This is a genomic window from Amycolatopsis plumensis (genome assembly GCF_042652605.1).
GTDB lineage: Bacteria > Actinomycetota > Actinomycetes > Mycobacteriales > Pseudonocardiaceae > Amycolatopsis > Amycolatopsis plumensis.
This window is the reverse complement of sequence record NZ_JBHSJY010000001.1, coordinates 3,842,600-3,867,618: the sequence shown is the minus strand read 5'-3', so window position 1 is coordinate 3,867,618 and position 25,019 is coordinate 3,842,600. Positions and strand designations below refer to the sequence as shown.

Sequence of the window (25,019 nt, the reverse complement as noted above, 5' to 3'; positions counted from 1 at the left end):
AGCGGTGTCAAGACTTGCGACGGCCGCCCAGCCACGCGAGCAGCGCACCCGCGCTGAAGGCCCCGGCCACGGCACCGAGGCCCGGACCGCGCTGCACCGTGACGTTCTGCTCGAGCAGCACCGGCGGTGGCGGCGCGATGACCTTCCGCTCGTTCTCCTTGGCGGTCGCGGTCCACGCCGTGATGAGCAGGAGGAAGCGCGAGACGAGGTTCGCGAACACGAGCAACCCGATGACCGGCCCGAACAGCGCGGCCGACGGCGACTTCGTGACGCTGGCCAGGTAGATCGAGCCGACCTGCTGCAGGATCACGAACCCGATGGCGGCGACCACGGCGCCCTTGACGGCACTGCGGAGCTCGACCTGCTCCCGCGGCAGGCGGGCGATCACCCAGACGAAGACGAGGGTGTTGGCGGCCAGGCCGAGGATGATGGTGGCCCCGCGGAGCAGGACGATCGCCCAGGTGGCGTGTTCGAGCCCGACGAGCTCGAGCAGGAACTGCCCGACCCCGCCGCCGACGGCGGTCAGCGCGAAGGAGACGACGAGCGCAACCCCGAGCCCGATCAGCGCGACGAGGTCCTTGAGCGTCTGCTTGACGATCGGCTGCGGTTGTTTTTCCTGGCCCCACTGCGCGGTGAGGGCGTCCCGCAGGTTCGACATCCAGCCGATGCCGGAGTAGAGCGCGATGAGCAGGCCGAAGATCCCGATCCCGCCGCCGGAGTCGAGCGCGCCCTTGACGATGCCGTTGACGAGGTCCTTGAGGCCTTCGGGGACGGAGTTGTTGATGCCGTCGGTGATCTTGTGGATGATCGTCTGGTCGTGGTTGACGACCAGCCCGACCACCGCGAAGGCGACCATGAACAGCGGGAAGACGGAGAGAACGCTGAAGTAGGTGATGGCGGCGGCGTAGTGGTTGCCGTACCGCTCGGTGAAGGCGTCGTTGGCCCGGATGAGGTGATCGAGCCACGGGTACTTCCGCCGCAGCCGCGGAAGCAGCTTTTCCTTCTCTTCTTCGTTCGTCACCGTGAAACGCTAACCACGGTGGGTGCACCCCGCAACGCGAGCGGCTCAGGTGAGGGAGGTGCCGCGCGCGCACCACCACGTTTGCCGCGCACCGAGGCGAGTGCGCGCCTCCTCGGGGTCTTGTCCACAAAGCCGGCCGGCTGTGGACAGGTGGCTCGTTTGGTTCGCGAGAGCCGGATTTGTCGGTGGGCGCCGATAGACTGGACTTGGGGACGCCCCCCAGGGAAGGGCGGGGGAGTTTCCAGGGCCGATCCGGGCGCCGTCTTCCGGCTGTTCGCCGCGATCCTCGGCGTCCTCGCCGCGGTGCTGGTCCGTCAGCCGGGGATCTCGCTGCGGGCCATCGCGGTCGAGCTGGCCAGCCGGTGTCCACCGTCAACCGGCAGCTGGCCCGCGCAACCAGCACGCCGACAGCAGCTACCAGCCCCACGCCGCGCATGAACTGACCGCCGGCCGGCGAGTCCGGCCCAAGATCGGCAAGCTGGCCGCGGATCCGCCGGTTGCGGGCCATCGTTCAGGATGGGCTGGACGTGCGGCGGAGCCCGCAGCAGATCACCCGTCGGCTACGCCGCGACCACCCTGACCGGCCGGAGTGGCAGGTGAGCTGCGAAACCATCTACCAAGCCCTCTACATCCAGGCCCGGTCCGGGCGCCCCCAACCTCACCGGGAACAGCTCAGGTGACGGCAGCCAGCAACGCTGGGTATGCGTCCGCCGCGGTGAGCACTCGCGCCCTCCGGCTCGCGGCGAATGCGGCGACCGCTTGGTAAGCCTGGCTCAGCTCCGCCTCGGTCAGCGGAGCCGCGACCTCGACCTCCGAAGAACCGCGAGCGGCGAAGCGCCGAAGCGTCTCCTCGAGCCCCGGCAGGAGCACGATCTCGTGGAAGCTCGCGCCCGTCTCGCCGGCCAGCGCTTCGAGCCGCTCGGCGAAGGCCGGGCGGGCCAGCAGCTGCGGCACCACCACGTCGTGGCCCGCGCGGAGGTGGGTGCGGGCCGCCGCCAAGGCGATCTCCCGGGCCAGCAGACCGGCTTCGCCCGGCGATGATCGCCAGCCGCCGAGCATGGCGCGGACCTGGTCGACGTCCAGGGCCAACGCCGGCGGGTGGTGGTCGGCGTAGCGCCGGGCGAGCGTCGACTTCCCGCTGCCCGGCGGGCCGTTGAGCAGGATCAGCTTCACCGCACCGGCGGCAGGAACCCGATCCGCTGGTACGTCTTGGCCAGCGTCTTCGACGCGACCTCGCGTGCGCGTTCGGCACCGGCGGCGAGGACCTTGTCCAGCTCCGCCACGTCGTCCAAATAGGACTTCGCGCGTTCCTGGATGGGCGTGACCCACTCGATGAAGACCTCGCCGAGGTCTTTCTTCAAGTCGCCGTAGCCCTTGCCCTCGTACGCCGCTTCGAGGTCCGGGATCGTGCGGTCGGTCAGCGCCGAGTAGATCGTCAGGAGGTTCGACACGCCCGCCTTGTTCTCGGTGTCGAATTTGACCTCGCGGCCCGTGTCGGTGACCGCCGAGCGGATCTTCTTCGCCGAGCGCTTCGGGTCCTCGAGCAGCTCGATGATCCCGTTGACGTTCGACGCCGACTTGCTCATCTTCGCCGTCGGTTCCTGCAGGTCGTAGATCTTCGCCGTGTCCTTGATGATGTACGGCTCCGGTACCACGAACGTCTTGCCCAGCCGGTTGTTGAAGCGCTGCGCGAGGTCGCGCGTCAGCTCCAGGTGCTGGCGCTGGTCCTCACCGACCGGGACGGCGTCCGCCCGGTACAGCAGGATGTCCGCCGCCTGCAGGATCGGGTAGGTGAACAGGCCGACGCTGGAGCGGTCGGAACCCTGCTTCGCGGACTTGTCCTTGAACTGCGTCATCCGGCCGGCCTCGCCGAAGCCGGTCTGGCATTCGAGGACCCAGCTCAGCTGGGCGTGCTCCGGCACGTGGCTCTGCACGAACAGGGCGCTGCGCTGCGGGTCGATGCCGATGGCGAGCAGCTGCGCGGCCGAGACGCGGGTGCGCTGCCGCAGCACCTTCGGGTCCTGCTCGACGGTGATCGCGTGCAGGTCGACCACGCTGTAGAAGGTTTCGTGCGTGTCCTGCAGCTTCACCCACTGGCGCAGCGCGCCGAGGTAGTTGCCGAGGTGGAAGGAGTCGGCGGTGGGCTGGATCCCGGACAGGACCCGCGGGCGGCGCTCTGCTGCGACGGTCTGCTCTTCGGACACGTCAGGATTCTTCCAGGCCGGGGCGACCGGCGGGCGCCGAGGGCCCTCAGGCGTTCGGGCGCTGGGTGAGGAACGGGCGGGTCGGCGTCGCGTCGGGCTCACCGAGGACGGCTTCGGCCATCGCCGTGACCGGGTCGGGGACCTCCGGCACGGCGGGGGCGGCCTCGGCCAGGCGGGTCTTGCGTCGCTGCCGCAGCACACCCAGCGTCATGCCGACGATGCCGAGCGCGACCGCGACCAGCCCGACGGGGCCGAGCACGCCGAAGGCCTCCACGTTGGTGTCGGCCTGCGCTGTCGTCGTGACGGCGGCGAACGCGCTGCCGCCGGCCACGAACAGGCCGGCCGGGACGAGCGCGAGCACCACGACCACGCGGAATCCGCGCAGGGTGGACCGCAACAGGGTTCGACCTGGGTTGCGCACCGGAGTGCCTCCCGCGAGTAACGCTCACCCATCCGAGTGAGACGTTGCGTGCTACTGGTCAGAAAACTACCGAGCGTGTCAAGACCTGCCGGTTCTGATCAACTCGGATTTCGAGGGTAGCGCTCAATCCGTAATACGCCGCGGGCGCCCCCAGGGTTCACTTTCGCCACCCGATCGGGGGAATCAGTTACCGCCGGAGATGGAGCGTGCCCGGGGAGTGCACGATCAGGTGTCACCCATTCGATCCGGTTCGTTCGTTTCACCCGATCGTGGTCTTACCGACCGGGGAAGTCGATGTCGTAGGTCGCGGTGACCGGCGCGTGGTCGGACCACCGCTGGTCGTAGGCGGCGGCCCGCTCGACCACGACGTCGACGACCTTCTCGGCGAGCCCGGGCGTCGCGAGCTGGCAGTCGATGCGCCAGCCGGAGTCGTTGTCGAAGGCCTGGCCGCGGTAGGACCACCAGGTGTACGGGCCGGGGCCTTCGGGGTCGAGCCGCCGCTGGACGTCGGTGAAGCCGGCCTCGGTGTAGACGCGGCCGAGCCAGGCGCGTTCTTCGGGCAGGAAGCCGGAGTTCTTGCGGTTGCCGCGCCAGTTCTTGAGGTCGACGGTGTCGTAGGCGATGTTCCAGTCCCCGACGACCACGGCCTCCCGCCCGTCCGCGGCGGCCTTCGCGCGCAGCTCGACGAGGTACGGCAGGAACGCGGCCATGAAGCGTTCCTTCTCGTCCTGCCGTTCGGTGCCGACATCCCCGCTGGGCAGGTAGAGACTGGCGACGACCACGTTCGGCAGGTGAACTTCGAGGTACCGCCCGCTGTCTTCGAATTCCGGTTCACCGAAGCCGACGCGAACCTCATCGGGCTCGACGCGGCTGTAGATGGCAACGCCGTTGCGCCCCTTGACAACCGACGGCGCGTGCACCGAGAACCACCCATCGGGTTCGACGACGGAAGCGGGCAGCTGACTGGCTTCCGCCCGCACCTCCTGGCAGGCGACGACATCGGCCTTGGTGGCGGCAAGCCACTCGACGAAGCCCTTTTTGGCGGCGGCGCGGAGGCCGTTGACATTCACGGTGGAGACGGTCAGCACGCGGTGCACGCTACCGGCCGGGGTATCGGGGCCGGTCGCGGCGCGAGGAAAACGGGTGCGAAGAGCCGGGGTCGCTGTGCCAGACTGCCGCGCATGGGCGAACCCGGGAGCCGGTTGGTCGTGCTGGGCAGTTGTGGTGCGTGGCCGGAGCCCGGCCGGTCCTGCGCCGGTTTTCTGTTGACGCACAACGGCTTCCGCGTGGTTCTCGACCTCGGGTACGGCGCTGCGCCGCGCCTGTTCACGCACTGCCCCGACGGGCTGCCCGACGCCGTCGTCGTGACGCACGAGCACCCGGACCACTGCGCCGACGTGAGCGCGCTGGGGCGAGCGTGGCACTACACCGTCCAGGCCGGCGCGCCCTCGGCCCGGCTGCCGCTGCACTGCACGCCCGGCACCGTCCGGCGGCTCGAGGCGATGGAGCCCCGGCCGCACCCGGAGACGCTGTTCGACGTGCGGGAGCTCGGCGAGCCGGCCGAGGTCGGGCCGTTCCGTTTGACGCCGTACTCGCTGCCGCACCACCAGCCGAACTTCGGTGTGCGCCTCACGGCGCCCGGGCTGACGGTGGCGTACACCGGCGACACGGGACCGTCGCCCGCGCTGGCCGAGCTGGGCCGCGACGCCGACCTGTTCATCTGCGACGCCACCCTCCGCACCCCGCCGCCGGAGGGAGAGCCCCGCTACCTGATGACGGCCGCGGAGGCGGGCCACTGGGCGGAGCAAGCCGGCGCCCGCCGGCTCCTGCTCACCCACTTCTGGCCCGGCACCGACCGCGCGGCGGCCGCCGAGGAGGCCCGCGCCGAGTTCGGTGGCGAGGTGGTGGTCGCGGAGGAGGACCTCGCGATCGCGCTCTGACGGCCGCCGAGCGCCAGGAGGCCCGCTACGCGGCCCGCTGGCCTTCGGAACGCGGATACCTCGCCACGGCTTCCGGCTGGCTCAGCAGACCCCACGCTGGTCGAGCTGCCACTCGCCAGCGATCAGGCGCAGCACCGAGCACCCCTCGCACCCCGAGGAAACGCGGATACCTCGCCACGGCACCTGGCCCACGCTGGTCTAGCCGCCGCTCACCAGCGGTGAGGCGCAGCACCGAGCACCTCCTCGCGCCCCGAGGAACGCGGCCGCCTGGCCATGGGCACCCGGCCGCCGCAGCAGGACCACGGGTCCGTCGCGCCGTGCGGGAGCTAGGACTCGGCTTCGCGCCCGCCCTTGGCTGCGCTGGTCAAGCTGCCGCTCGCCAGCGATCAGGCGCAGCGCCGAGTACCCCTCGCGCCCCGACCCCCGTCCGAGCGCGGTCCCCAGGGGTCCGAACCCCACCGCCGCACCTGCACGCCGCTCCAACACCGTCCAAGCCCGCGAGACTCCCCCTGGAGACCCCGCGGACACACCGGCTCGTGCCGCGATTCAGTTGTCGCCCGCCCCCGGACGCTTCCTCCTTCCCCGGCGGCCCACGCCGCCACCTGCGGTTTTCCCGATGATCAGTTCTAGCACCCACCACCGACAAAAACCGGCCCTTGACCCTCAAAGCTATGACCATTAGCTTTAAAGCTATGTCAAGTAGCCACCATGTCGCCTAGAGCCGGCCTGACCACCGACGCCGTGGTCGATCTCGCTGTCGCGGTCGTCGATGACCTGGGCCCCGAAGAACTCACCCTCGCCAAGATCGCCGACCGCGCCGGCGTTGCCGCGCCCTCGCTCTACAAGCACGTCAAGAACCTCGCCGACCTTCGGCGGCTGATCGACCTCCGCGTCGTCAAGGAAATGGCCGAAACCCTCCGCGCCGCCGCCACCGGGCGCGAAGGCGGGGATGCCGTCGCCGCGGTCGCCGATGCCTATCGCCACTACCTGCAAGCCCACCCGCACCGGACCCACGCCCTGACCGCCGCCCCCGATCGGGGGGATACCGAACTCAGCGCCGCGACCCACGCCGTTGCCGAAGTCGTCTTCGCCGTTCTGCGGCCGTTCGGCTTCGATCACGCCCAGTCCGTCCATGCCACGCGGTGCCTCCGCGCCGCCGTCCACGGGTTTGCGGGGCTCGAGGCCTCCGGCGGCTTCGGACGGCCCGAAGACGTCGGCGAGAGCTTCGAAGTGCTCAAGAAAATGCTCGTCCAAGGCCTCACGAACTACGCGGAGTCTCAATGACCGTGTCAAGCAGCGGCGGCTGGTGGTGAGAGATGGAACTCGCGGTGGTCGCGCAGGAGCGCCCAGATGACGTCGACCAGGCGGCGGGCCAGGGCGATCAGGGCCTGGGTGTGTCGCTTCCCTTCGCTGCGTTTGCGCAGGTAGAAGGTTCGGGATGGGCCGTCGGGGCGTTTGATGGCCGACAGGGCGGCCAGGTAGAACACCCGGCGCAGGCCGCGGTGGTAGCGCTTGGGACGGTGCAGGTTGCCGCGTATCCGCCCCGAGTCGCGGGGCACCGGCGCCAGACCGGCATAAGCGGCCAGATGCCCGGAGCTGCGGAACGCCGTTTGCAGGTCGCCGCCGGTCCCGGCGAGCAGCTGGGCCCCGAGGATCGGGCCGAACCCGTCGAGGCTGGTGATGGGCCCGGCGTCGGGGTGTTCGGCGAACCGGTCGGCGAGCTGCTTGTCCAGGTCCTTGATCTCCCGGTCGGAGTCCAGCAGCTGCCGGGCCAGCCTCGCGATCAACGGTGCGGTCACCGCTTCCCCCGGCAAGGCCACGGTCTGCTCCGCCGCGGCAGCCAGGGCCTTGTCCACCATGGACGGAATACCTGGAGCCCAGGCACCCTGCTCTGCCAGATAGGCCGACAGGCCGGCCGCACCTGCCGCGCGGATGCCGTCCGGCGTCTGGAACCCGGTCAGCAGCACCAGCGCCGAGCGGGTCGAGTAGTCGAACGCCCGCTCCAGCGCGGGAAAAATCGATGCGAGCAGCTCACGGATCCGGTTGACTCCGCGCACCCAGTCGGCCATCAGGTCCTCGCGGCGCGCGGTGAGCACCTGCAGATCGGTCACGACTTCGTCCGGGTCGGGCACTGGGGTCAGATCACCGCGCAGCCGGGCGGTTTCGGCGATCGTGCGGGAGTCCTTGGCGTCGGTTTTGCCTTCACCGGCGAACGCGCCGGCCATCCGGTTGACCAGCCGGCCCGGCACATACAGCACCGGCTGCCCGGTCGCGCGCAGCAACGCGATCAACAGCCCGGCGGGGCCGGAGGTCATGTCCACCGCCCACACCACCTCCGCGGCTTTCGCGGTGGTCCGGGCGATCAACTGCTCGATCGCGGCCTGACCGTTGGCCACCTTCCGCGAGAACACGGTCTTGCCGGACTGATCCACCGCACAGGCGTGATGGAACCTCTTGCCGACATCAATACCGACCCACACCTTCCCTGCGGCCACCCAGCCTGCCTCCTGTCATCGCAGCTCAACCCCGTGGACGACCCGCCAGCATCTCCATAAACAGCGACCGAGCGCAGATCTCAATCAGCGGCCAGGGCGTCCAGAACGACGGAGCGGCCACTCCTCGGAAGCCACCTCGAAGGCAAGAAACCATCAGCCACACCCCATCGCCCTGGGCATCCAGGACATCCCGTCCTGAACACCGACAATCTTATGGAGAAACCATGAGCTTCATCCTCGCCGTCCTGCTCTTCACCGTCGGGCTCGGTGTGCTCGACGCCCGCTTCCCCTGGACGGAGGTCCGCAGATGATCGCCGGGCACTTCGGGCTGGCCGCCGCCGTCAAGGCGGGCCGCCCCGCGATTCCCGTCTGGACGCTCATGCTCGCCACCGCCTGGCTCGACGTCGTCTTCGTCCCGCTCTACCTGAGCGGCGTCGAAACGGTCGACGGCGCGGGCTACGGCGGCGGCGTCATCCACGCCGACTACACCCACTCACTCGTCGGCGCGCTCGTGCTCGCCGCGCTCTTCGGGGCGGTCGCGAGCAAGTGGCTCGGGCGCGAAGCCGGGCTCGTCCTCGGCGGTGTCGTGTTCTCGCACTGGCTGCTCGACCTCGTCGTGCACCGCGCCGACCTGCCGATCCTGCCCGGCAACGCCGGTGACCTGCCCGTGTTCGGCTTCGGGCTCTGGCGGCTGCCCGCCGTCTCGGCCGTCGTCGAACTGCTCATGCTGGCAATCGGCATCGGCCTCTACTGGCGCGCCGCCGCGAAACGGGATCCGAAACGCGCACGGACGCTGGGCCTCTCGGCCGCGGCTTTCGGCGTCGTGACGCTCGCGGCCGATCTGCTGGGCGTCTAACAGGCGGAACCGGCGACGGGCTGGGTGAACTCGGCCGCCACCCACTTGGCGTCGGCCACCTTGCGGAAGCCGTTCTGCACCCCCGGCACGGCGTCGAACTGCGCGTCGCGCAGGTACTTGCCGACAATCTTCGCGTTGCCGTCGGCGGCCTCGCGGGCGTTCAGGACGTCCGCGGTCACGGTGACCTTGCAGCCGGTCGCCGAAGCCCCCGACGCCTGCTTGCCCGTGTTCATGGCGTACACGATGACGACCAGGACGAGCGCGCCCAAGATGAGCAGAGTCTTCTTCGACATGCCTTCCTCCTACCCGCGTGCCCCGTCCCCCGCCAAGGGTAGGCAATCCTTTACCCGGACGGCAGTGCCGGACGTCGCAACCACCCGGAGGCGCCAGCGGAACACGCGCGAGGTGACAACGCGTGATCAAGCGAGAGCCCCCTCCCCGGCGGACCGGGAAGGGGGCTCTCCGAGCAGCGAACTCAGCCCTGGGCGATCTTCTTCGCCAGGTTGTCGTCCAGCGTCGCGAGGAACTCCTCGGTCGTCTGCCACGGCTGGTCCTTGCTGATGAGCAAGGCGAGGTCCTTCGTCATCTGGCCGCTCTCGACGGTCTCGACGACGACCTGCTCCAGCTTGTTCGCGAAGCCGATCAGCTCCTGGTTGCCGTCCAGCTTGCCGCGGTGCTCGAGGCCGCGGGTCCAGGCGTAGATCGACGCGATCGGGTTGGTCGACGTCGGCTTGCCCTGCTGGTGCTGGCGGTAGTGCCGGGTGACCGTGCCGTGCGCGGCCTCGGCCTCGACGGTCCGGCCGTCCGGCGTGCGCAGCACCGACGTCATCAGGCCCAGCGAGCCGAAGCCCTGCGCGACCGTGTCGGACTGGACGTCACCGTCGTAGTTCTTGCACGCCCAGACGTAGCCGCCCTCCCACTTCATCGCCGCGGCGACCATGTCGTCGATCAGGCGGTGCTCGTAGGAGATGCCCTTGGCGTCGAAGTCGGCCTTGAACTCGTTCTGGAAGATCTCCTCGAACACGTCCTTGAACTGGCCGTCGTAGGCCTTGAGGATGGTGTTCTTGGTGGAGAGGTAGACCGGCAGGCCGCGGTCCAGGCCGTACTGCAGGGACGCGCGCGCGAAGTCCTCGATCGACTTCTTGAAGTTGTACATCCCCATCGCGACGCCGCCGCCCTCGGGGAACTGCGCGACCTGGAACTCCATCGGCTCGGAGCCGTCGTCCGGGGTGTAGGTCACGGTCAGCTTGCCCGGGCCGGGGACCTTGAAGTTGGTCGCCTTGTACTGGTCGCCGTGCGCGTGGCGGCCGATGATGATCGGCTTCGTCCACGTCGGCACCAGCCGCGGGATGTTCTGGATGACGATCGGCTCGCGGAAGATCACGCCGCCGAGGATGTTGCGGATCGTCCCGTTCGGGGACAGCCACATCTTCTTGAGGCCGAACTCTTCGACGCGCGCCTCGTCCGGGGTGATCGTGGCGCACTTGACGCCGACGCCGTGCTTCTTGATCGCGTTCGCGGAGTCGACCGTGACCTGGTCGTCGGTGCGGTCCCGCTCCTCGATACCCAGGTCGTAGTAGTCCAGGTTCACGTCCAGGTACGGGTGGATCAGCTTGTCCTTGATGAACTGCCAGATGATGCGGGTCATCTCATCGCCGTCGAGCTCGACGACGGTGCCCTGGACCTTGATCTTGGCCATGAGCAGCGGTGCTCCTTCCGCGGATCTTCGCGTTCTTCGATACGTCTCGCCGGTAGCGGTACAAGCGTACTGCTTGACGCACCTGGATGGTTCAAGTAGTGGTCGGCATCAAGTCTCCACCCGGCCGTTGTGGCACGGATCACCGGGCAGGACGGCCGCCGGACCACCGATTCGACCGTTCGCCGAGCGGTCGTCGCATTCGGGGGTGAACCGGGGCACGATGCCACCCGTGACTCCAAGTGGGAGGTGACGGCCATGTCGACCCATCGGTACGCCGACTACGAAGTCGACTACGAGAACGACTACGAGGAGCAGGACGACCCCACCGACGCGCTCGACGAGCGGCCGCGCCGGGGCGCCGCGCACGTGGTCAGCGCGCTCGGCGGCCTGGTGCTCACGCCGGTCGCCCTGGGCCTGCTGAGCTGGGGCGGACTGCGCCAGCAGCAGCTGATCCAGGCCACGCTGAGCACCAACCGCGACCCGCTGGGCATCGCGCTGCTGGCCGGCGGGGCGATCCTGTTGCTGGTCGTCGCCGCGCTCGGCGCGCTGTCGGCGGTCGGCCCGATCCTCGGCGGCCTGATCTACGGCGTGCTGCCCGGCGTCGCCGCGATGGCCGTGCCCGAGTGGGGCTTCCGGCTGGTCAACCTGATGCCGAAGAGCGACATCGCGTACGGCGTCATGGACTTGCTCTTCATCGGCGGCCTGCTCGGCGTGGGCTTCCTCCTGGTCGGCAGCGGCCTGGCCAACGCGCTGGTCCGGCGGCGGCGCGAAGGCTGACGCACGCCGGTGGCATCATCGCCGGATGGGACTGTTCACCGTGGCCGAGGCCCGCGACGAACTGGCGCGCCTGAGGCCGGTCCTCGACGAACTCGTGCGCGTCCGCGCCGACGCCGCCGAGCTCGCGGCGTCGCTGCGGCCGGGTGGCCGGGCCACCGAGCTGGGCGGGCTGCCCGAGTGGAAGGCCGCCCAGGCGCGCCTCGACGACCTGATGACGACGGTGCAGCACACCGGCGCCGAGCTCAAGGGGTTCGCGCCGCTGCTGGTCGACTTCCCCGCCGAGCTGGACGGCACCGACGTGCTCCTGTGCTGGCTCGAAGGCGACCGCGAGCTGAGCTGGTACCACCGCACCGACCTCGGTTTCGCCGGGCGCCGTCCGCTGAAAATCGCTGGTGGCGACGGCTAGGTTGGGGCTCGTGAGCGACGAATCCCGGGCCGCGTTCTTCGACGGCACAGCCGAGCACTACGACGACGACACGTTCCACGTCTCCGTGGCGGAAGCCCTGGTCGAGCCGCTCCCGTCCGGCCCGGAACTCGTGCTGGACGTCGCCACGGGAACCGGCTTCGCGGCGTACGCGGCGTTGCAGCTGAAGCCCGCGCGCGTGCTGGCTGTCGACCTGTCGCCGGCGATGGTCGCGCGGGCCGAAGCGAAGGCGGCTGCGCAGGACCCGGACGGGCGGATCGAGTGGCGCGTCGGGCCCGCGGTGCCGATGCCGGCCGAGGACCACTCGGCCGACGTCGTGCTGTGCGCGTCCTCGCTGCACTTCCTGGGCGCGGTGGCGTTCGCCGACTGGCTGCGGGTGCTGAAGCCGGGCGGGCGGCTGGCGTTCTCGGTCGTGTCGGGCGCGCGGTTCAAGCCGTCCGGGCCGTTCGCCGAGTTCGTGCCCGGCGATCTGTCGTTCCCGCTCGACGAGGCCGGGGCCGCCGCGCTGGCGAAGGACTTCGTGGACGTGTCGGCGCAGACCTTCACCGTCGACGCCGGGAACCGCGTGCGCAGCGTGTTCCTGGTGCACGCGACGGCCCCGTGAACCTGGAGCGGTTCGCCGACGGCCACCTGACGGCGGTCACCACGGACGGCGGCCGGGTGTCGCTGCGGCTGGAGGCGTACGTGGAGTACCGGCTCGTGCCGGGCGAGATCTCCGTCGTCGAGGTCTTCGAGCTGAGCGCCGACGCGGCCGAGCTGGAGATGGACGGGCCGCCGTCGCCGGACCACTCGCTGGAGGAACCGTGGAGTGGGGAGCACGACGGGCTGGTGACGGTCGAGATCCTCGCCCCGCTCCGGATCCGGGTGACGGCTGCCGACTTCGACCTGCGATCGCTGGGCGTCGAACCGCGGCCGGTGCCGCCCTCGCCGTACGCGAGCCGGTGTGCCTTCGAGTCCACCGACGCGCTGGAACTGGCGACGCTGCTGGACCCGGACGTGGTGTGGCGCACCTACGGCGGTGAAGCGGGCACGCCTGCCGATCCCGGCGGCTGGTTCCTCCAGCGCCGGGACCGGCTGGCGAGCTCACTGACCGGGGTCTTCTGCCGGGCGACGGATCCGGTCACGTTCGAGCGCCACGACGCCGACGACGAGCTCTGGCGGGCGGTGCGGCTGCTCGGACGGCACGCGAGCCGGGTGCGGTCCGGCAACTGCGTGTTCGCCCCCGCGGACTGGGTGGCCTGGGTGACCGCGGGGACGCTGCCGCCGGTCGAGCGGCTCAGGCCGTGAAGTGGACCTCGCCGCGGGTCGCCGGGCCGTCGGGGCTGCCGCAGCGCTGGACGAACGTCAGGTCGACCCCCGTCGCGTCGAGGCGATCGATCATGAAGTCCGCGTAGTCGTCGCCGCAGCCGAAGCCGCGGGTGACCACCGAGATCCCCGGTGTGCCGAGCGCCGGGTCGCCCGGACCGCGGTAGCGCGCACCCGTGTACGTCCCGGTGTGCAGGGTTTCCCCCGCCGGTGCGCTCAGCTCGATGCGGAGGTAGTCGAAGCCCGCGTCGACGTCGATCGTCAGCCGGCCGTCATGCTCCCACACGGCGATCTCGTCACCCGGCGAGGTGTAGTGGGTGCTGCCCTGCATCGGCCAAGAGCCGTCTTCCGAGGTGTAGCTCACCGTCTGCACCGGGTCCGCCGAGGCGACCGGCACGAGGGCCACGCCCAGCCCGGCCGCCGCCGTCAGGACCACGCACGCACGACGAAGTGAATTCACGGAACCTCCCCATCCCGAGCCGCCCTCCGCGGCACTGCCGATCATGCTCCCAGCAGCACCCGGCCGAGTGATAGAGCAATTTTGCTCAGCGGTGCAGCGACGCACCTTTGAGGATCTTGTCGACGGCGTTCTTCGGCCCGTGCACCGCCATTCCGGCCAGCGCCAGCTTCTCCCCCGGCACCGCGCGGACCGCCGCCCGGTTGTCGGCGTCGTTGCCGGTGTGGAACAGCTCGTCGGTGAAGATCGAGAACCGCAGGCCGCGGCCCAGTGCCCGGCGGTGCGCCGCGGCGAGGACGTCCGCCGTGCCCGAAAAGACCAGCACCGGCTGGCCGAACATCGGCAGGTACTGCGTGTCGTCGGCGTCGGCGTACGGCTCGCCCATCAGCTCGGGGGTCACGTGCGCGATCCCGCTCACCAGGAACGCCGTGACGTTCAGCCGCTGCCAGGACGCCAGGTCGTCGCGGAGCAGGACGGCGATCTTCGTGTCGAAGGAACTCATGCCGGTCACGATCGCCCGGGCGCCACGGCCGCGTCTTGTACGTTCTTGACATGGCGGACGTCGCGGCATGGCGGCCGGCGGTCCCGGGGATCGCCGAGGTCTTCCACGCGCGCTTCACCACGCACGCCTACCCGCTGCACACGCACGACACGTGGACGCTGCTGATCGTCGACGACGGCGTCATCCGCTACGACCTCGACCGCCACCACCACGGCGCGCTCGGCCCGGCGGTGACGCTGCTGCCGCCGAACGTCGCCCACGACGGCCGCGCCGCGACCAGCCACGGCTTCCGCAAGCGCGTGCTCTACCTCGACACGCCGGTGCTGGGCGAAGACCTGATCGGCGCGGCGGTCGACCGGCCGAGCCTCGCCGACGGCCTCCTGCGCACCCGTATCCACCAGCTCCACGAGTCCCTCGCCTCGCACGGCGACGCTCTCGAAGCCGAGAGCCGCCTGGTCCTGGTCGCCGACCGCCTGCGCACCCACCTGGGTCGCCCGGTTTCCCACGAGCCGAAGCGCGGCCTGGCCGACGACCTGCGAGACCTCCTGGACGCGCGCCTGCCGGAGGCGCTGACGCTGGCGGAAGCGGGCGAGACTCTCGGCGCGCACCCGGCGTACCTCGTCCGCTGCTTCGGGGCGCGGTTCGGCCTGCCGCCGCACCGGTACCTCACGGGCCGCCGGGTCGACCGGGCCCGCCGGCTCCTGCTCGACGGCACACCGGCCGCGGACGTCGCGACGGCGGCGGGGTTCACCGACCAGGCGCACCTGACGCGGCACTTCAAGCGGTACCTGGGCACGACGCCGTCGCGCTACGCGAAAACCCGGTGACGGCGTCGTTACCATCCGGACATGGGGTTCCTCGCGAGACTCGGCGGCCTGCGGTTCGCGGTCGTCGTCCTCACCGCCATGACCGCGCTCCAGATGACGCTCATCGCGTTCGGCAACATCACCGACTTCGGCACGAACCAGGCGTTCGTCCAGCACGTGCTGGCGATGGACACGACGTTCCGCTCACCGGACATGATGTGGCGCGCGATCAGCAGCCCCGGCCTCCAGAACGCGGCGTACGTGGTGATCATCGCTTGGGAGACGCTGACGGCGCTGGTCCTGATCGCGGCCCTGGTCCAGTGGATCCGCGCCCGCGCCGCGACGGCCCGGCGCCTGTCGTCCCTCGGCTGGGTGATGTGGGTCCTGCTGTTCGGCGTCGGCTTCCTCGCCATCGGCGGTGAGTGGTTCCAGATGTGGCAGTCGGAGAAGTGGAACGGGCTGCAGCCGGCGCTGCAGAACTTCCTGATCGCGACGGTGGCGCTGGTCGTCGCGCACCTGCCTGAGCGGCAAGCGACGGGTCAGGAGGGACGCGCCGCCGGCAACTGAGAGCTGGTTCGCGGCCTGGAGGTCACGCCGCCGGGGTCATGAACTTCTCCGGCCATGCCGAACCGGTCAAAACCCACCTGCCGGAGAAGCTGCCGGAGCGGCAGGCTGTGTCAAGATGACGGCATGCTGCGCGAACTGCACCTGACCGGCGACCCGGCGGGCGACAAGCTGCTGAACGACGACCCGTTCGCCCTCCTCGTCGGCATGCTCCTGGACCAGCAGTTCCCGATGGAGCACGCCTTCATGGGCCCGCGGAAGATCGCCGACCGGATGGACGGCTTCTCGCTGGCGAAGATCGCGGCGACCGATGTCGAGGAGTTCGTCGAGCTCTGCGTGGTTCCGCCGGCCATCCACCGCTACGGCGGTTCGATGGCCCGCCGCGTCCACGCGCTCGCCCAGCACATCGTCGAGAACTACGACGGCCGCACCGAAGGCATCTGGCTCGACGGCCGCCCGAAGCCGGATGGTCCCGAAGTCCTGAAACGGCTGAAGGCGCTGCCCGGCTTCGGGGAGCAGAAGGCCAAGATCTTCCTGGCCCTGCTGGGAAAGCAGCGTGGCGTGCAGCCGAAGGGCTGGCGGGAGGCGGCAGGCGCGTACGGCGACCGCGGCTCACGCCGGTCGATCGCCGACGTCACGAGCGCCGAAACCCTCGCCGAGGTGCGCGCGTTCAAGAAGGCCGCCAAGGCCGCCGCGAAAACCGGCTAACTCACCCAGACGCGCAGCGGGCCGAGCGCCGAAGCGCCGTGGTCCAACGCGGTCCGCAGCGCGTCGCCGTGTTCGTAGCCGACCACCGGGACCCCCGGGAACGCCGAGGCCACCGCCGCCACCGCGCCGGGCCACGCCGAGGCCGGGCCCGAGAAGTTGGACAACCCCACCACGCCGTCGCCGCGATGGGCGACGACCTCCGCCAGGCCGCGGGACAGCACCGCCACCGAGTCGTCCACCGGGAAGCCGTGCTCGATCACCGGCCCCCAGCCCGGCTCGGGGACGCCCGGTCCACACGCGATCCAGGTCGCCTCGAACAAGATCGAGAACCCCGGCAGGTCCAGGGTCGCGAAGCTGTCCTTCACCGAACACCCGGCCGAGCCGTCGACGAACGGGAGGACGTCGGCGGCGGTGGCGTCCGGCGTCAGGGTCACCGCGTCCGGGTAGTACTCCCGAGTGCGGGAAGGCGAAGTCCACGCCCGCGGGCCGAACTGCCCGCCGCACACCAGAGCGCACCACGCCGCGTTTTCCGCCACCGTCCACTTCAGACTCGTCACAGCAGGCCCGCCAGCTTGTAGAGCACGAGACTCCCGGCCACCGCGACGTTCAGGCTGGCGCCGGTGCCGACCATCGGGATTTCGACGACGCTGTCGAGCAGATCGAGGGCCTCGGGCGGGATGCCGGTCTGCTCGTGGCCGAGCACGGCGATCGTGCGGCCGCGGGCGGCGGGCAGGTCGGCCAGCCGGACGGCCTCCTCGGCCAGTTCGACGCCGACCACCCGGGTGCCCGCCGCGCGTTCGCGCGCCAGCCAGGCCGGTGGGTCGTGGACCCAGTGCACACAAGCCGGACGCCGCAACGTGTTCCCCCTCCGCAACGCCTCAGGCACCCACGGGAACCGCGGCACGGCGAGGCACGCTCCGACGGCGTCGCAGGTGCGCAGGAGGGTGCCGAGGTTCACGCCGTGCAACGGCCACAGCGGGGCGGCCACCAGGTGGCCCCAACAGGAATGTGCCTTGCTGCGCCGGGACTTCCGCAGCTCTCGGGGCGTGCGGACCCGGACCGAAGGGCTCACCGGCGCCGAGGCGCGGCGCCTCCGAATTCGCTGATCATGCCCCGGAGTCTAACCCGTTCGCGGGGTCCACGGGACGGGTTTCCGCTCCTACCCTGGACCTGGAGGTGAAGCCCATGCACGCAGGAGTAGGCGACGAAATCCAGGTGCACGGCCGGACGGTCGGAGCGGCCGAGCAGCGCGGCGAGATCCTCGAAGTCCGGGGCCCCGACGGCGCACCGCCCTATCTGGTGCGGTTCGCCGACGGGCACGAAGGGCTCGTGTACCCCGGGCCCGACTGCGAGGTCCAGGCGCACGCCGACTAACCGACGGCGACCTGTTCCCGAGGCTCGCGGACCCGCCCCCACGCCGAGCCCACCAGCAGCAGGGCGGCGAGGGTCAGCGCGGCCGCGACCTCGGGCAGCAACAGCGGGCCACCCGACGCGAGCACCGCTCCCCCGACCACGCCGGACAGGCCGACGCCGAGGTAGATCGCGGACGCGTTGAGCGAAAGCACCAGCCCGGCGTGGCCCGGCGACAGCTCGATCAGGCGGTGCTGCACCGGCGGGTTGAACGACCAGGTCGCCAGCCCCCACACGAACAGCGAGATCCCGGCCGCGACCGGCGTCACCGTCGTCAGCGGCAGCAGCGCCATCACGGCGGTGATGGCCACGGTCACCACGATCAGCGGCCGGCGCGAACCCCAGCGGTCGGTCGCCCGGCCGCCGGCGAAGTTGCCGATCGCGCCGCCGACGCCGTAGCAGAAGAGCAGCACCGTCACGGTCGTGCCGTGCACGCCCGCGGTCGCGGCCAGCAGCGGTGACACGAACGTGTAGACCATGAACGCGGCCAAGCACGCGAGCACCGTCGTGGCCAGCATGACGAGCACCCGCGGGTCGCGGCCCGCGGCGAACCGCTCGGCGAGGCCCACCCGCGGCGGCGCGGCGACCGTGGGCAGCGCGAGCCGCACCGCCAGCGCGCTCACCAGCGAAAATGCGGCGACCAGCGCGAACGCCGCCCGGTAGCCGAGGTGCTGCGAGATGAGGCTGCCGAGCGGGACGCCGAAGATGAGCGCCACCGTCAGGCCGCCGAAGACCAGCGCGACCGCGCGGCCCCGACGCTCGGGGACGGTCAGCTCGGCCGCCACGGCACTCGCCGCGGGCGTGAACACCGCGGCGCCGACCGCGGTCACCACCCGGGCGACCAGCAGGGAGCCGTAGCCGGGCGCGAGCGCGGCGAACAGGTTGCCTGCCCCGGTGACGGCGAGCGCGGCGACCAGCAGCGTGCGGCGTTCCCAGGTGCCGGTGGCCGCGGCGAACAGCGGCGAGCCGATCGCGTACGCGATGGCGAAAGCGGTCACGAGCTGCGCCGCGGCCGTGGCCGAGACGTGCAGCTCGCCGGTCAGCGCAGGCAGCAGCCCGGCGACGATGTAACCGCTGGTGCCGACGCCGAAGGCGCCGAAGGCGAGGACGGAGATCCGGGACGGAGCAGGTGCGGACATGGGCTGAGCCCCCAAGCGAAACAGGGATTGGTTCGACGAACGTCGTAGTTCGACAGTCACCGTACTACGACTCGCCTCCCAATTTCGACCGGCGTCGTACAATGGGCTCATGGCCAAGACCGACACCCTGCCGCCGATCGCCCACCCGGCCCGAGCGGAGATCACCGTCGAAGGCGTGCTCCGCGCCCTCGCCGACCCGGTGCGGCTGGCCATCGTCCGCCAGCTCGCGAGCACCGATCAGGAAATCGCGTGCGGCGGGCTCACCGTGCCGGTGACCAAGTCCACACTCACCCACCACCTGAGCATCCTGCGGCAGGCCGGGGTCGTGGCCGGCCGCCAGGAGGGCACCACGAGGTTCAACTCGTTGCGCCGCAACGATCTCGACGCCCTGTTCCCGGGCCTGCTGAACGGCGTTCTGGCCGCCGAGCGCTGATCACGGCGTTACGGTGTGGATCGTCACCCGATATCGGGATGACAACGGGCCCCCTCGCTTGTTGGACTAGGACGCAGGCAGCTCACGGCGCTGGGGCCGATCGGCTGTCTTTCTTTTTGACCACCTACTGAACCGATCCAGAAACCTAGGCTCAGTAATCGTTTACCCACCCTGGAAGGAGTGCCGTGCCCGTCGCGCTGCTCGCGCTCGCCATCGGAGCTTTCGGCATCGGGACCACCGAGTTCGTCATGATGGGCGTGCTGCCCCAGGCGGCCGCCGACTTCGGCGTCGACATCCCGACCGCCGGCCACCTCATCTCCGCCTACGCCCTCGGCGTCGTCGTCGGCGCCCCCCTGCTCACCGCGGTCGCCGTCCGGCTGCCGCGCAAGACCATGCTGCTGGCCATGATGGGCCTGTTCACGCTGGGCAACGCGCTGTTCGCGCTGTCCCCGAACCAGGAGTTCGGCGTCGCGTTCCGGTTCCTCGCCGGCCTGCCCCACGGCGCGTTCTTCGGCGCCGGGGCGGTGGTCGCCTCCAGCCTCGTCGGCCACGGCGAACGCGCCAAGGCCGTGTCGCTGATGTTCCTCGGCCTGACCCTGGCGAACGTCATCGGCGTGCCGCTGGGCACGCTGCTCGGCCAGCAGGTCGGCTGGCGCGCCACTTTCGGCGTCGTCGCGGTGATCGGGCTGGTCGCCATCGCGGCCATCGCCAAGCTCGTCCCGCACCAGGGCAAGCCCGCCGCCGAGGCGTCGCTGCGCAACGAGATCGGCGCGTTCAAGCGGCCGCAGGTGCACCTCGCGCTGGCGATCGTCACGTTCGGGCTGGGCGGCGTGTTCGCCTGCCTGTCCTACATCACGCCGATGCTGACCGACGTCGCCGGCTATTCGCCGTCGGACGTCACGTTGCTGCTGTCGCTGGCCGGCGTCGGCATGACGATCGGCAACCTGCTCGGCGGCCGCCTGGCCGACCGCGCGCTGATGCCGAGCCTGTACATCGCGCTGCTGGCGCTGGCGTCGGTGCTGGGCATCTTCACGATCACCGCGCAGGGCAAGATCGGCGCGGCGATCACGATCTTCTTCGTCGGCGTCGCCGGGTTCATGATCGGCCCGATGATGCAGGCGCGGATCATGGAAAAGGCGGGCGGCACTCCGTCCCTGGTGTCGGCCGCCGTCCAGTCCGCGTTCAACATCGCCAACTCGATCGGGGCCTACCTCGGCGGGCTGGTGATCGCCGGCGGCCTCGGCCTGGTCGCCCCCAACTGGGTCGGCGCGCTGCTCGCGGTCTTCGGTCTCACGCTGGCCGTCGTCTCGGGCACCCTCGACCGCCGTGAAGCGAAGGCCGAACGCCGGGAACTCGCCCTAGCCTCCTGACAATCATTGCCAATAACCGCACTTTCATAGGGAAAGTGCGGTTATCGGCAATCAGGAGCCGAGGGGGCCGCCGATGATCGTCAGGGCGACGTACAGCACCGCCGCCGCCAGCGACGTGAACGTCACGACGTCCACGAGCTTGCCGCGGATGGCCAGCAGTCCCGCCTTGGCCGTCGGCAGCGCCGCCCGCAGGACCGCGGCGAGCAGGAGCGCGGCGCCGATCAGCGCCGCGCCCTCCCGCCAGTGGTACTGGAAGATCCGCAGGGCCGCGACGGCCACCACGAGCAGCACCACCGCGAACGGCAGCTGGCTGAACCGGTCCCGTCCGCTCCGGCGGTCGCGGACGTCCCGCCGGTCGTCGGTCACCGTCATCGGCCCTGGACCGAGCGTTCCGCCGCCTCGACCACGTTGCTGACGAGCATCGCCCGGGTCATCGGACCGACCCCGCCCGGGTTCGGCGAGATCCAGCCGGCGACCTCGGCGACCCCCGGGTGCACGTCACCGGTGAGCTTGCCGTCCACATGGGACACGCCGACGTCGAGCACCGCGGCGCCCGGAGCGACCATGTCCGGCGTGATGATCCCGGGCACCCCGGCCGCGGCCACGACGATGTCGGCCCGGCGGACCTCGGCGGCGAGGTCGCGGGTGCCGGTGTGGCAGAGGGTGACGGTGGCGTTCTCGCTGCGGCGCGTCAGCAGCAGGCCCAGGGTGCGGCCGACGGTGATGCCGCGGCCGACCACCGTGACGCGCGCGCCGTTCAGCTCGACGCCGTGGCGCTTGAGCAGCTCGATGATCCCGTACGGCGTGCACGGCAGCGCGCCCTGCTGGCCCAGCACGAGCCGGCCGAGGCTGACCGGCGCGAGGCCGTCGGCGTCCTTCTCCGGGTCGATTCGCTCGAGGACGCGGTTGGCGTCGAGGTGCTTCGGCAGCGGCAGCTGCACGATGTAGCCGTGGCAGGCCGGGTCGGCGTTCAGCTCGTCGATGACGGCTTCGAGCTTCTCCTGGGTGATGTCGGCCGGCAGGTCGCGGCGGATCGAGTTGACCCCGATCTTGCCGCTGTCGGCGTGCTTCATCCGCACGTACGAGTGCGACCCCGGGTCGTCGCCGACCAGGACGGTGCCGAGGCCGGGCGTCACCCCCTTCGCGGCGAGGGCCGCGACGCGGGGCTCGAGCTCCGCGAAAATGGCGTTCTTGGTGGCCTTGCCGTCGAGAATCTTCGCCGTCACGCGCCCCATTCTGGCAAAGCGACCCCCGCGCGTCGCTTCCAGGCGCGGGTGGTCGCAGCCCGTAGACTGGCCGCTACCCCACACGGTCCAATCGCGACGCTGCCCGCGATCAAGCTGTGATCTACCGCACGTCGCATCACCCGAGGTCAGGCCGGGTGCCACCGGGTGACCGAGCGGCAAAACCCACATGCGGGGTGCACTCGCGCGCGCGAGCAGTCAAAATGTGCGGGTGGCACAACCGACGACGCAGCTGAACGCGACCGAGCAGGACACCCTGGTCAAGCAGATCGGCCTTGCCCTGCTCCGTGCCGCCCCGCGCGACTGGCGCAAGGTCACCGCGGAGTACCGAGCCGTCGGCAGGTACCACGAGCTGACCGGCGAGATCGTGACCGAGGACGGCACGGTGCACGAGTGGCTCGCCACCCACGACATCGCGACCCTGTTCGGCAGGCTCCGCGGCGGCATGTACCGCGACGGCCGCGGAACGTGGTTCAACGCGCGCTACCAGCTGGACCACCCGTCCAGCTACAACCTCGAGTACAACCGCGACGAGCCGGTGTGGAACCTCGCGCCGCCGCCGCAGGCCTACTCCGACGAGCTGCGGATGTTCCCGCGCACCGAGGAGAACGTCCCCGAATGGCTGATTCGCCGGATGTCCGGGCTCGGCCCGGAGCAGCCGGGGCCGCACTTCCGGATCGCCCGGATCTTCGACACCGTCGGCCCGGCGGGCCGCCCGGTGATCAACCGCCCCGACCTCGAGGTCGACGAGCAGGACCGGCTCCTGGAGTACCTGGAGCACGCGCCGCTGGTGGTGCCCGAGCGCGGCTACGACATCGACCGGCTGGCCGCGACGCCGGAAGCGACCGTCCCGGTCGCCTTCCACAGCGACGGCCAGTGGATCTGGCCCGCCGCCGTCAACTTCTACCTCCACAAGTACGGCGTTTCGCCCGAACCGGACCTGGTCGAGCACGTCCGCTCGGTCGGCTTCACGCTGCCGCCGGTCGACGAGCCGACGCTGCAGGCCGCGGCCGCGTACCTGACCCGGGGCAACCAGCCGCCGCCGCAGCAGCAGCGCCCGGCCGGGCCGCCGCCCCAGGGGCCGCCCCCGCAGGGCCCGCCGCCCCAGGGACCGCCCCAGCAGCAGGCACCCGCCGGTCCGCCGCCGGTCGCGCCCCCGCCCGTCGCGCCGCCGCCCCAGGAGCCGCCCGCGCCGGTGGAGGCCCCGCATGCGGCGCACGCCCCGGCCGAACCGGAGGCTCCGGCCGAAGAGCACGAGTACGCCGAAGAGGGCTACGACGCGCAGGAGTTCGACGACCGCTTCGCCGAAGAGGAGCACCAGTACGGCGAAGAGGAGTACCCGCAGCAGGCCGAGCACGCGGGCGCGGCGAACGGCTCGTCGCCGGAGCCGGGCCGGGTGCCCGACCTCGAGGAGACCGCGGAATACGTCCCCGACCAGCCGATCGGCCAGGAACAGCAGCCGCCGCGGGACGGTGAGCCGTTCCCCCGGCGCGAAGACGAGCACGCCGCCGAGGAACCGGCCGGCCACCGGGAAGACGAGCCGTCGCACACGTTCGGCTCCGATCCGGCCGGCCAGGACGACGAGGCGGGGCACGCCTTCGACACCGGGGAAGCGGACGCGTTCCAGCCCGGCCAGCCGTCGCACCACGACGACGACCCGTCCCACGCGGCCTTCCAAGCCCCGGGCCAGGACGACGAACCGGCACACGCCTTCCAGCCGGGCCAGCAGCCGCACCACGACGACGACCCGTCCCACGCGGCCTTCCAGCCGCGGCACGACGAAGAACACGCCTTCCAAGCCCCGGGCCAGGACGACGAGCCGGCACACGCCTTCCAGCCCGGCCAGCAGCCGCACCACGACGACGACCCGTCCCACGCGGCCTTCCAGCCGCGGCACGACGAAGAACACGCCTTCCAGCCCGGCCAGCCGCCGCGGCGTGAGGACGAGCAAGCCTTCCAGGCCCCGGGCCGGCCGGCCCCGGAGGAAGACGCGGCCCCGTTCCAGCCGCCGCGGCGGGAACCCGCGTTCGACCCCGGGCCGCCGACCATGATCACCCAGCCCGAGGTGCCCGGCGTGCTGCCGGTGCCGGAGCCGGCGGCGCCGCAGCCCGCCGCCCAGGCCGAGCCGCCCGCTCCCCCGCGTCCGGGCCGCCGGGCGCTGCGCCGCGAGACCCCGGACCACCCGGTGCTCGCCGGCCTGCAGGCCAAGCTCGACGAGCTCGACGTGCCCGAAAGCAGCTACAAGCTGGGCGAGCCGGCCGAGCACGGGTGGAGCGTCGAAGAGGTCGACGACGGCTGGCGGGTCGGCTGGTACGACGGCAAGCTCAGCAACCCCGCGGTGTTCGGCGACGCCGAGGACGCGGCCGCGTTCATGCTCGGCAAGCTGCTGCTCAACCCGGAGGGTCACCTGCCCGCCGAGGAGCCGCCCGCCCCGGCGCCGGAGCCCGAGCCGGAACCGGCGCCGCAGCGGGTCGTCGCGACGCTGTCGCCCGAGGTCGCGACCGGCTCGTACCCGGTCCGCAAGCCCGAGCCGCCGGTGCCGCCGCAGGAGCAGACGGCCTTCACCAGCGCCGAGGAGCTCTTCGGCGACCTCGAGGACGACGAGCCGCCGGCCCCGCCGCGCCAGCCCGCGCCGGTTCCGGCCGGGCCGCCGCCGCTGGCCCAGCAGGCGGGTCCGCCGCCCGCGCCGCCCCGGCGCGAGCCGCCGTCCGCGCCGACGGTCCTGGCCCCGATGCCGCAGGGTGTCCTGCCGGTGCCACCGCCCGCTCCGGCGGCCCCGCCCGCGCCGCCGCGCCGGGACGAGCCCGCCCGTCCGCCCGTCAACGGCGGCGGGAGCGGTGGCCAGCAGCAGTGGCCGATCGGGCCGCTGGCCGGCGAGCCGCCGCTGACGCTGTTCCGCGGCAAGGAGCTGCGCGAGCTGCCCGCCGGCAGCGAGCTCGACCGCTTCGGCGGCCCGAACGGCAACCTGACGTACGCGGCGGGCACGCCGTTCGCCGAGCGGTCGCTGGTGCCCGAGTGGGTGAACCGGCCGTACCACGTCTACCGCGTGCAGCGGCCGCTGGAGACACTGGCCGGCGTCGCGATCCCGTGGTTCAACCAGCCGGGCGGCGGGTCGGCGTACCTGCTGCCGGCGTCGATCGAGGAGCTGCTCGCCGAGGGTGACTTGATCGAGCTGGACCCGGGCGAACCCCCGATCGACTGAAGACGCTCGAAGGTCCCGGCAGCGCGCTGCCGGGGCCTTCGT

General features: G+C 71.2%; 30 protein-coding genes. 14 read left to right on the top strand and 16 right to left on the bottom strand.

Features of this window, described 5'->3' with window-relative positions:
* Positions 1-7: 7 nt before the first annotated feature.
* The 5 genes from yhjD to ACFPLC_RS18735 form a co-directional block, all read right to left on the bottom strand.
* Positions 8-1,021 (bottom strand): inner membrane protein YhjD, encoded by a 1,014-nt coding sequence (gene yhjD, locus ACFPLC_RS18755; RefSeq protein ID WP_378189131.1) that lies wholly within the window; start codon positions 1,019-1,021, stop codon positions 8-10.
* Positions 1,022-1,693: 672 nt separating this feature from the next.
* The gene (locus ACFPLC_RS18750; RefSeq protein WP_378189132.1) at positions 1,694-2,194 is read right to left on the bottom strand and encodes an AAA family ATPase; all 501 of its coding nucleotides are present in this window, start codon (positions 2,192-2,194) and stop codon (positions 1,694-1,696) included.
* Positions 2,191-3,225, bottom strand: coding sequence for a tryptophan--tRNA ligase (gene trpS / locus ACFPLC_RS18745; protein ID WP_378189133.1), 1,035 nt, complete (start codon positions 3,223-3,225; stop codon positions 2,191-2,193). Before trpS ends, ACFPLC_RS18750 begins: the two co-directional genes overlap by 4 nt.
* Positions 3,226-3,271: 46 nt before the next feature.
* Complete coding sequence (locus ACFPLC_RS18740; protein ID WP_378189134.1) at positions 3,272-3,646, bottom strand: hypothetical protein; 375 nt, start codon at positions 3,644-3,646, stop codon at positions 3,272-3,274.
* Positions 3,647-3,921: 275 nt separating this feature from the next.
* Complete coding sequence (locus ACFPLC_RS18735) at positions 3,922-4,743, bottom strand: exodeoxyribonuclease III (RefSeq protein WP_378189136.1); 822 nt, start codon at positions 4,741-4,743, stop codon at positions 3,922-3,924.
* A gap of 84 nt (positions 4,744-4,827) precedes the next feature.
* Here ACFPLC_RS18735 and ACFPLC_RS18730 point away from each other — a divergent pair, with 84 nt between their 5' ends.
* Positions 4,828-5,586 carry an MBL fold metallo-hydrolase gene (locus tag ACFPLC_RS18730; protein ID WP_378189137.1) on the top strand — a complete coding sequence of 253 codons (759 nt, stop codon included), beginning with the start codon at positions 4,828-4,830 and terminating at the stop codon, positions 5,584-5,586.
* A gap of 198 nt (positions 5,587-5,784) precedes the next feature.
* On the opposite strand, the gene ACFPLC_RS18725 is transcribed toward ACFPLC_RS18730, so the two are convergent.
* Positions 5,785-6,045, bottom strand: a complete 261-nt coding sequence (locus ACFPLC_RS18725) for a hypothetical protein (RefSeq protein ID WP_378235873.1) — start codon at positions 6,043-6,045, stop codon at positions 5,785-5,787.
* A 249-nt stretch (positions 6,046-6,294) separates the two neighbouring features.
* Between ACFPLC_RS18725 and ACFPLC_RS18720 the strand changes: the two genes are divergently transcribed.
* Positions 6,295-6,870 (top strand): TetR/AcrR family transcriptional regulator, encoded by a 576-nt coding sequence (locus ACFPLC_RS18720; protein WP_378235872.1) that lies wholly within the window; start codon positions 6,295-6,297, stop codon positions 6,868-6,870.
* A gap of 5 nt (positions 6,871-6,875) precedes the next feature.
* Here ACFPLC_RS18720 and ACFPLC_RS18715 read toward each other — a convergent pair whose 3' ends face one another.
* Positions 6,876-8,081, bottom strand: a complete 1,206-nt coding sequence (locus tag ACFPLC_RS18715) for an IS110 family RNA-guided transposase (RefSeq protein WP_378189139.1) — start codon at positions 8,079-8,081, stop codon at positions 6,876-6,878.
* A gap of 307 nt (positions 8,082-8,388) precedes the next feature.
* On the opposite strand from ACFPLC_RS18715, the gene ACFPLC_RS18710 reads away from it, so the two are divergent.
* Positions 8,389-8,937 (top strand): permease, encoded by a 549-nt coding sequence (locus tag ACFPLC_RS18710; protein ID WP_191312243.1) that lies wholly within the window; start codon positions 8,389-8,391, stop codon positions 8,935-8,937.
* On the opposite strand, the gene ACFPLC_RS18705 is transcribed toward ACFPLC_RS18710, so the two are convergent.
* Both ACFPLC_RS18705 and ACFPLC_RS18700 read right to left on the bottom strand, forming a co-directional pair.
* Entirely contained in the window at positions 8,934-9,230 is a 297-nt protein-coding gene (locus ACFPLC_RS18705) for an SH3 domain-containing protein (protein WP_378189140.1), read from the bottom strand. The genes ACFPLC_RS18710 and ACFPLC_RS18705 overlap by 4 nt on opposite strands.
* Before the next feature lie 182 nt (positions 9,231-9,412).
* Positions 9,413-10,636 carry an NADP-dependent isocitrate dehydrogenase gene (locus ACFPLC_RS18700; protein ID WP_191312247.1) on the bottom strand — a complete coding sequence of 408 codons (1,224 nt, stop codon included), beginning with the start codon at positions 10,634-10,636 and terminating at the stop codon, positions 9,413-9,415.
* Between the two features lie 255 nt (positions 10,637-10,891).
* On the opposite strand from ACFPLC_RS18700, the gene ACFPLC_RS18695 reads away from it, so the two are divergent.
* The 4 genes from ACFPLC_RS18695 to ACFPLC_RS18680 are packed head-to-tail and all read left to right on the top strand — an operon-like array spanning position 10,892 to position 13,124.
* The gene (locus ACFPLC_RS18695; RefSeq protein WP_378189141.1) at positions 10,892-11,413 is read left to right on the top strand and encodes a hypothetical protein; all 522 of its coding nucleotides are present in this window, start codon (positions 10,892-10,894) and stop codon (positions 11,411-11,413) included.
* Positions 11,414-11,438: 25 nt separating this feature from the next.
* Positions 11,439-11,819 (top strand): DUF2203 domain-containing protein, encoded by a 381-nt coding sequence (locus ACFPLC_RS18690; RefSeq protein ID WP_378189142.1) that lies wholly within the window; start codon positions 11,439-11,441, stop codon positions 11,817-11,819.
* Between the two features lie 10 nt (positions 11,820-11,829).
* On the top strand, positions 11,830-12,441 hold the full coding sequence (locus ACFPLC_RS18685) for a class I SAM-dependent methyltransferase (RefSeq protein WP_378189143.1): 612 nt from the start codon (positions 11,830-11,832) through the stop codon (positions 12,439-12,441).
* Positions 12,438-13,124: a hypothetical protein gene (locus tag ACFPLC_RS18680; protein ID WP_378189144.1), complete on the top strand. Its 687-nt coding sequence runs from the start codon at positions 12,438-12,440 to the stop codon at positions 13,122-13,124. Before ACFPLC_RS18685 ends, ACFPLC_RS18680 begins: the two co-directional genes overlap by 4 nt.
* Here ACFPLC_RS18680 and ACFPLC_RS18675 read toward each other — a convergent pair.
* Positions 13,114-13,602 carry a hypothetical protein gene (locus ACFPLC_RS18675; protein WP_378189145.1) on the bottom strand — a complete coding sequence of 163 codons (489 nt, stop codon included), beginning with the start codon at positions 13,600-13,602 and terminating at the stop codon, positions 13,114-13,116. The genes ACFPLC_RS18680 and ACFPLC_RS18675 overlap by 11 nt on opposite strands.
* Positions 13,603-13,687: 85 nt before the next feature.
* The gene (locus tag ACFPLC_RS18670; RefSeq protein WP_378189146.1) at positions 13,688-14,101 is read right to left on the bottom strand and encodes a DUF2000 family protein; all 414 of its coding nucleotides are present in this window, start codon (positions 14,099-14,101) and stop codon (positions 13,688-13,690) included.
* A gap of 50 nt (positions 14,102-14,151) precedes the next feature.
* On the opposite strand from ACFPLC_RS18670, the gene ACFPLC_RS18665 reads away from it, so the two are divergent.
* From ACFPLC_RS18665 to ACFPLC_RS18655, 3 genes are all read left to right on the top strand, one after another.
* On the top strand, positions 14,152-14,928 hold the full coding sequence (locus ACFPLC_RS18665) for a helix-turn-helix transcriptional regulator (RefSeq protein WP_378189147.1): 777 nt from the start codon (positions 14,152-14,154) through the stop codon (positions 14,926-14,928).
* 21 nt (positions 14,929-14,949) lie between these two features.
* Positions 14,950-15,474: a DUF2165 domain-containing protein gene (locus ACFPLC_RS18660; protein ID WP_378189148.1), complete on the top strand. Its 525-nt coding sequence runs from the start codon at positions 14,950-14,952 to the stop codon at positions 15,472-15,474.
* Between the two features lie 123 nt (positions 15,475-15,597).
* Positions 15,598-16,179: an HhH-GPD-type base excision DNA repair protein gene (locus ACFPLC_RS18655; protein WP_378189149.1), complete on the top strand. Its 582-nt coding sequence runs from the start codon at positions 15,598-15,600 to the stop codon at positions 16,177-16,179.
* Here ACFPLC_RS18655 and ACFPLC_RS18650 read toward each other — a convergent pair.
* Positions 16,176-16,736 carry a hypothetical protein gene (locus ACFPLC_RS18650; protein ID WP_378189150.1) on the bottom strand — a complete coding sequence of 187 codons (561 nt, stop codon included), beginning with the start codon at positions 16,734-16,736 and terminating at the stop codon, positions 16,176-16,178. The two genes, ACFPLC_RS18655 and ACFPLC_RS18650, sit on opposite strands and share 4 nt — an antisense overlap.
* A complete protein-coding gene (locus ACFPLC_RS18645) occupies positions 16,733-17,251 on the bottom strand; it encodes a TrmH family RNA methyltransferase (RefSeq protein ID WP_378189151.1) in 519 nt (172 codons plus the stop codon). The genes ACFPLC_RS18650 and ACFPLC_RS18645 overlap by 4 nt, the downstream gene beginning before the upstream one ends.
* 113 nt (positions 17,252-17,364) lie before the next feature.
* Between ACFPLC_RS18645 and ACFPLC_RS18640 the strand changes: the two genes are divergently transcribed.
* A complete protein-coding gene (locus tag ACFPLC_RS18640) occupies positions 17,365-17,553 on the top strand; it encodes a DUF1918 domain-containing protein (protein WP_191312265.1) in 189 nt (62 codons plus the stop codon).
* Here the strand turns inward: ACFPLC_RS18640 and ACFPLC_RS18635 are convergent.
* Positions 17,550-18,728 (bottom strand): MFS transporter, encoded by a 1,179-nt coding sequence (locus ACFPLC_RS18635; protein ID WP_378189152.1) that lies wholly within the window; start codon positions 18,726-18,728, stop codon positions 17,550-17,552. The two genes, ACFPLC_RS18640 and ACFPLC_RS18635, sit on opposite strands and share 4 nt — an antisense overlap.
* Before the next feature lie 109 nt (positions 18,729-18,837).
* On the opposite strand from ACFPLC_RS18635, the gene ACFPLC_RS18630 reads away from it, so the two are divergent.
* Both ACFPLC_RS18630 and ACFPLC_RS18625 read left to right on the top strand, forming a co-directional pair.
* The gene (locus ACFPLC_RS18630) at positions 18,838-19,161 is read left to right on the top strand and encodes an ArsR/SmtB family transcription factor (RefSeq protein WP_378189154.1); all 324 of its coding nucleotides are present in this window, start codon (positions 18,838-18,840) and stop codon (positions 19,159-19,161) included.
* Positions 19,162-19,346: 185 nt separating this feature from the next.
* A complete protein-coding gene (locus ACFPLC_RS18625; protein WP_191312271.1) occupies positions 19,347-20,531 on the top strand; it encodes an MFS transporter in 1,185 nt (394 codons plus the stop codon).
* A 51-nt stretch (positions 20,532-20,582) separates the two neighbouring features.
* Here ACFPLC_RS18625 and ACFPLC_RS18620 read toward each other — a convergent pair whose 3' ends face one another.
* Positions 20,583-20,903 (bottom strand): DUF3017 domain-containing protein, encoded by a 321-nt coding sequence (locus ACFPLC_RS18620; RefSeq protein WP_378235871.1) that lies wholly within the window; start codon positions 20,901-20,903, stop codon positions 20,583-20,585.
* Complete coding sequence (locus ACFPLC_RS18615; protein ID WP_378189156.1) at positions 20,900-21,757, bottom strand: bifunctional methylenetetrahydrofolate dehydrogenase/methenyltetrahydrofolate cyclohydrolase; 858 nt, start codon at positions 21,755-21,757, stop codon at positions 20,900-20,902. The genes ACFPLC_RS18620 and ACFPLC_RS18615 overlap by 4 nt, the downstream gene beginning before the upstream one ends.
* 223 nt (positions 21,758-21,980) lie before the next feature.
* Between ACFPLC_RS18615 and ACFPLC_RS18610 the strand changes: the two genes are divergently transcribed.
* Entirely contained in the window at positions 21,981-24,977 is a 2,997-nt protein-coding gene (locus tag ACFPLC_RS18610; protein ID WP_378235870.1) for a glycohydrolase toxin TNT-related protein, read from the top strand.
* Positions 24,978-25,019: the final 42 nt, after the last annotated feature.

Bases quoted from the DNA above. Each gene is read 5' to 3' on its own strand.
- ACFPLC_RS18730 (WP_378189137.1), top strand. From the start codon at position 4,828: ATGGGCGAACCCGGGAGCCGGTTGGTCGTGCTGGGCAGTTGTGGTGCG.
- ACFPLC_RS18720 (WP_378235872.1), top strand. From the start codon at position 6,295: ATGTCGCCTAGAGCCGGCCTGACCACCGACGCCGTGGTCGATCTCGCT.
- ACFPLC_RS18710 (WP_191312243.1), top strand. From the start codon at position 8,389: ATGATCGCCGGGCACTTCGGGCTGGCCGCCGCCGTCAAGGCGGGCCGC.
- ACFPLC_RS18705 (WP_378189140.1), bottom strand. From the start codon at position 9,230: ATGTCGAAGAAGACTCTGCTCATCTTGGGCGCGCTCGTCCTGGTCGTC.
- ACFPLC_RS18700 (WP_191312247.1), bottom strand. From the start codon at position 10,636: ATGGCCAAGATCAAGGTCCAGGGCACCGTCGTCGAGCTCGACGGCGAT.
- ACFPLC_RS18695 (WP_378189141.1), top strand. From the start codon at position 10,892: ATGTCGACCCATCGGTACGCCGACTACGAAGTCGACTACGAGAACGAC.
- ACFPLC_RS18690 (WP_378189142.1), top strand. From the start codon at position 11,439: ATGGGACTGTTCACCGTGGCCGAGGCCCGCGACGAACTGGCGCGCCTG.
- ACFPLC_RS18670 (WP_378189146.1), bottom strand. From the start codon at position 14,101: ATGAGTTCCTTCGACACGAAGATCGCCGTCCTGCTCCGCGACGACCTG.
- ACFPLC_RS18665 (WP_378189147.1), top strand. From the start codon at position 14,152: ATGGCGGACGTCGCGGCATGGCGGCCGGCGGTCCCGGGGATCGCCGAG.
- ACFPLC_RS18660 (WP_378189148.1), top strand. From the start codon at position 14,950: ATGGGGTTCCTCGCGAGACTCGGCGGCCTGCGGTTCGCGGTCGTCGTC.
- ACFPLC_RS18655 (WP_378189149.1), top strand. From the start codon at position 15,598: ATGCTGCGCGAACTGCACCTGACCGGCGACCCGGCGGGCGACAAGCTG.
- ACFPLC_RS18640 (WP_191312265.1), top strand. From the start codon at position 17,365: ATGCACGCAGGAGTAGGCGACGAAATCCAGGTGCACGGCCGGACGGTC.
- ACFPLC_RS18635 (WP_378189152.1), bottom strand. From the start codon at position 18,728: ATGTCCGCACCTGCTCCGTCCCGGATCTCCGTCCTCGCCTTCGGCGCC.
- ACFPLC_RS18630 (WP_378189154.1), top strand. From the start codon at position 18,838: ATGGCCAAGACCGACACCCTGCCGCCGATCGCCCACCCGGCCCGAGCG.
- ACFPLC_RS18620 (WP_378235871.1), bottom strand. From the start codon at position 20,903: ATGACGGTGACCGACGACCGGCGGGACGTCCGCGACCGCCGGAGCGGA.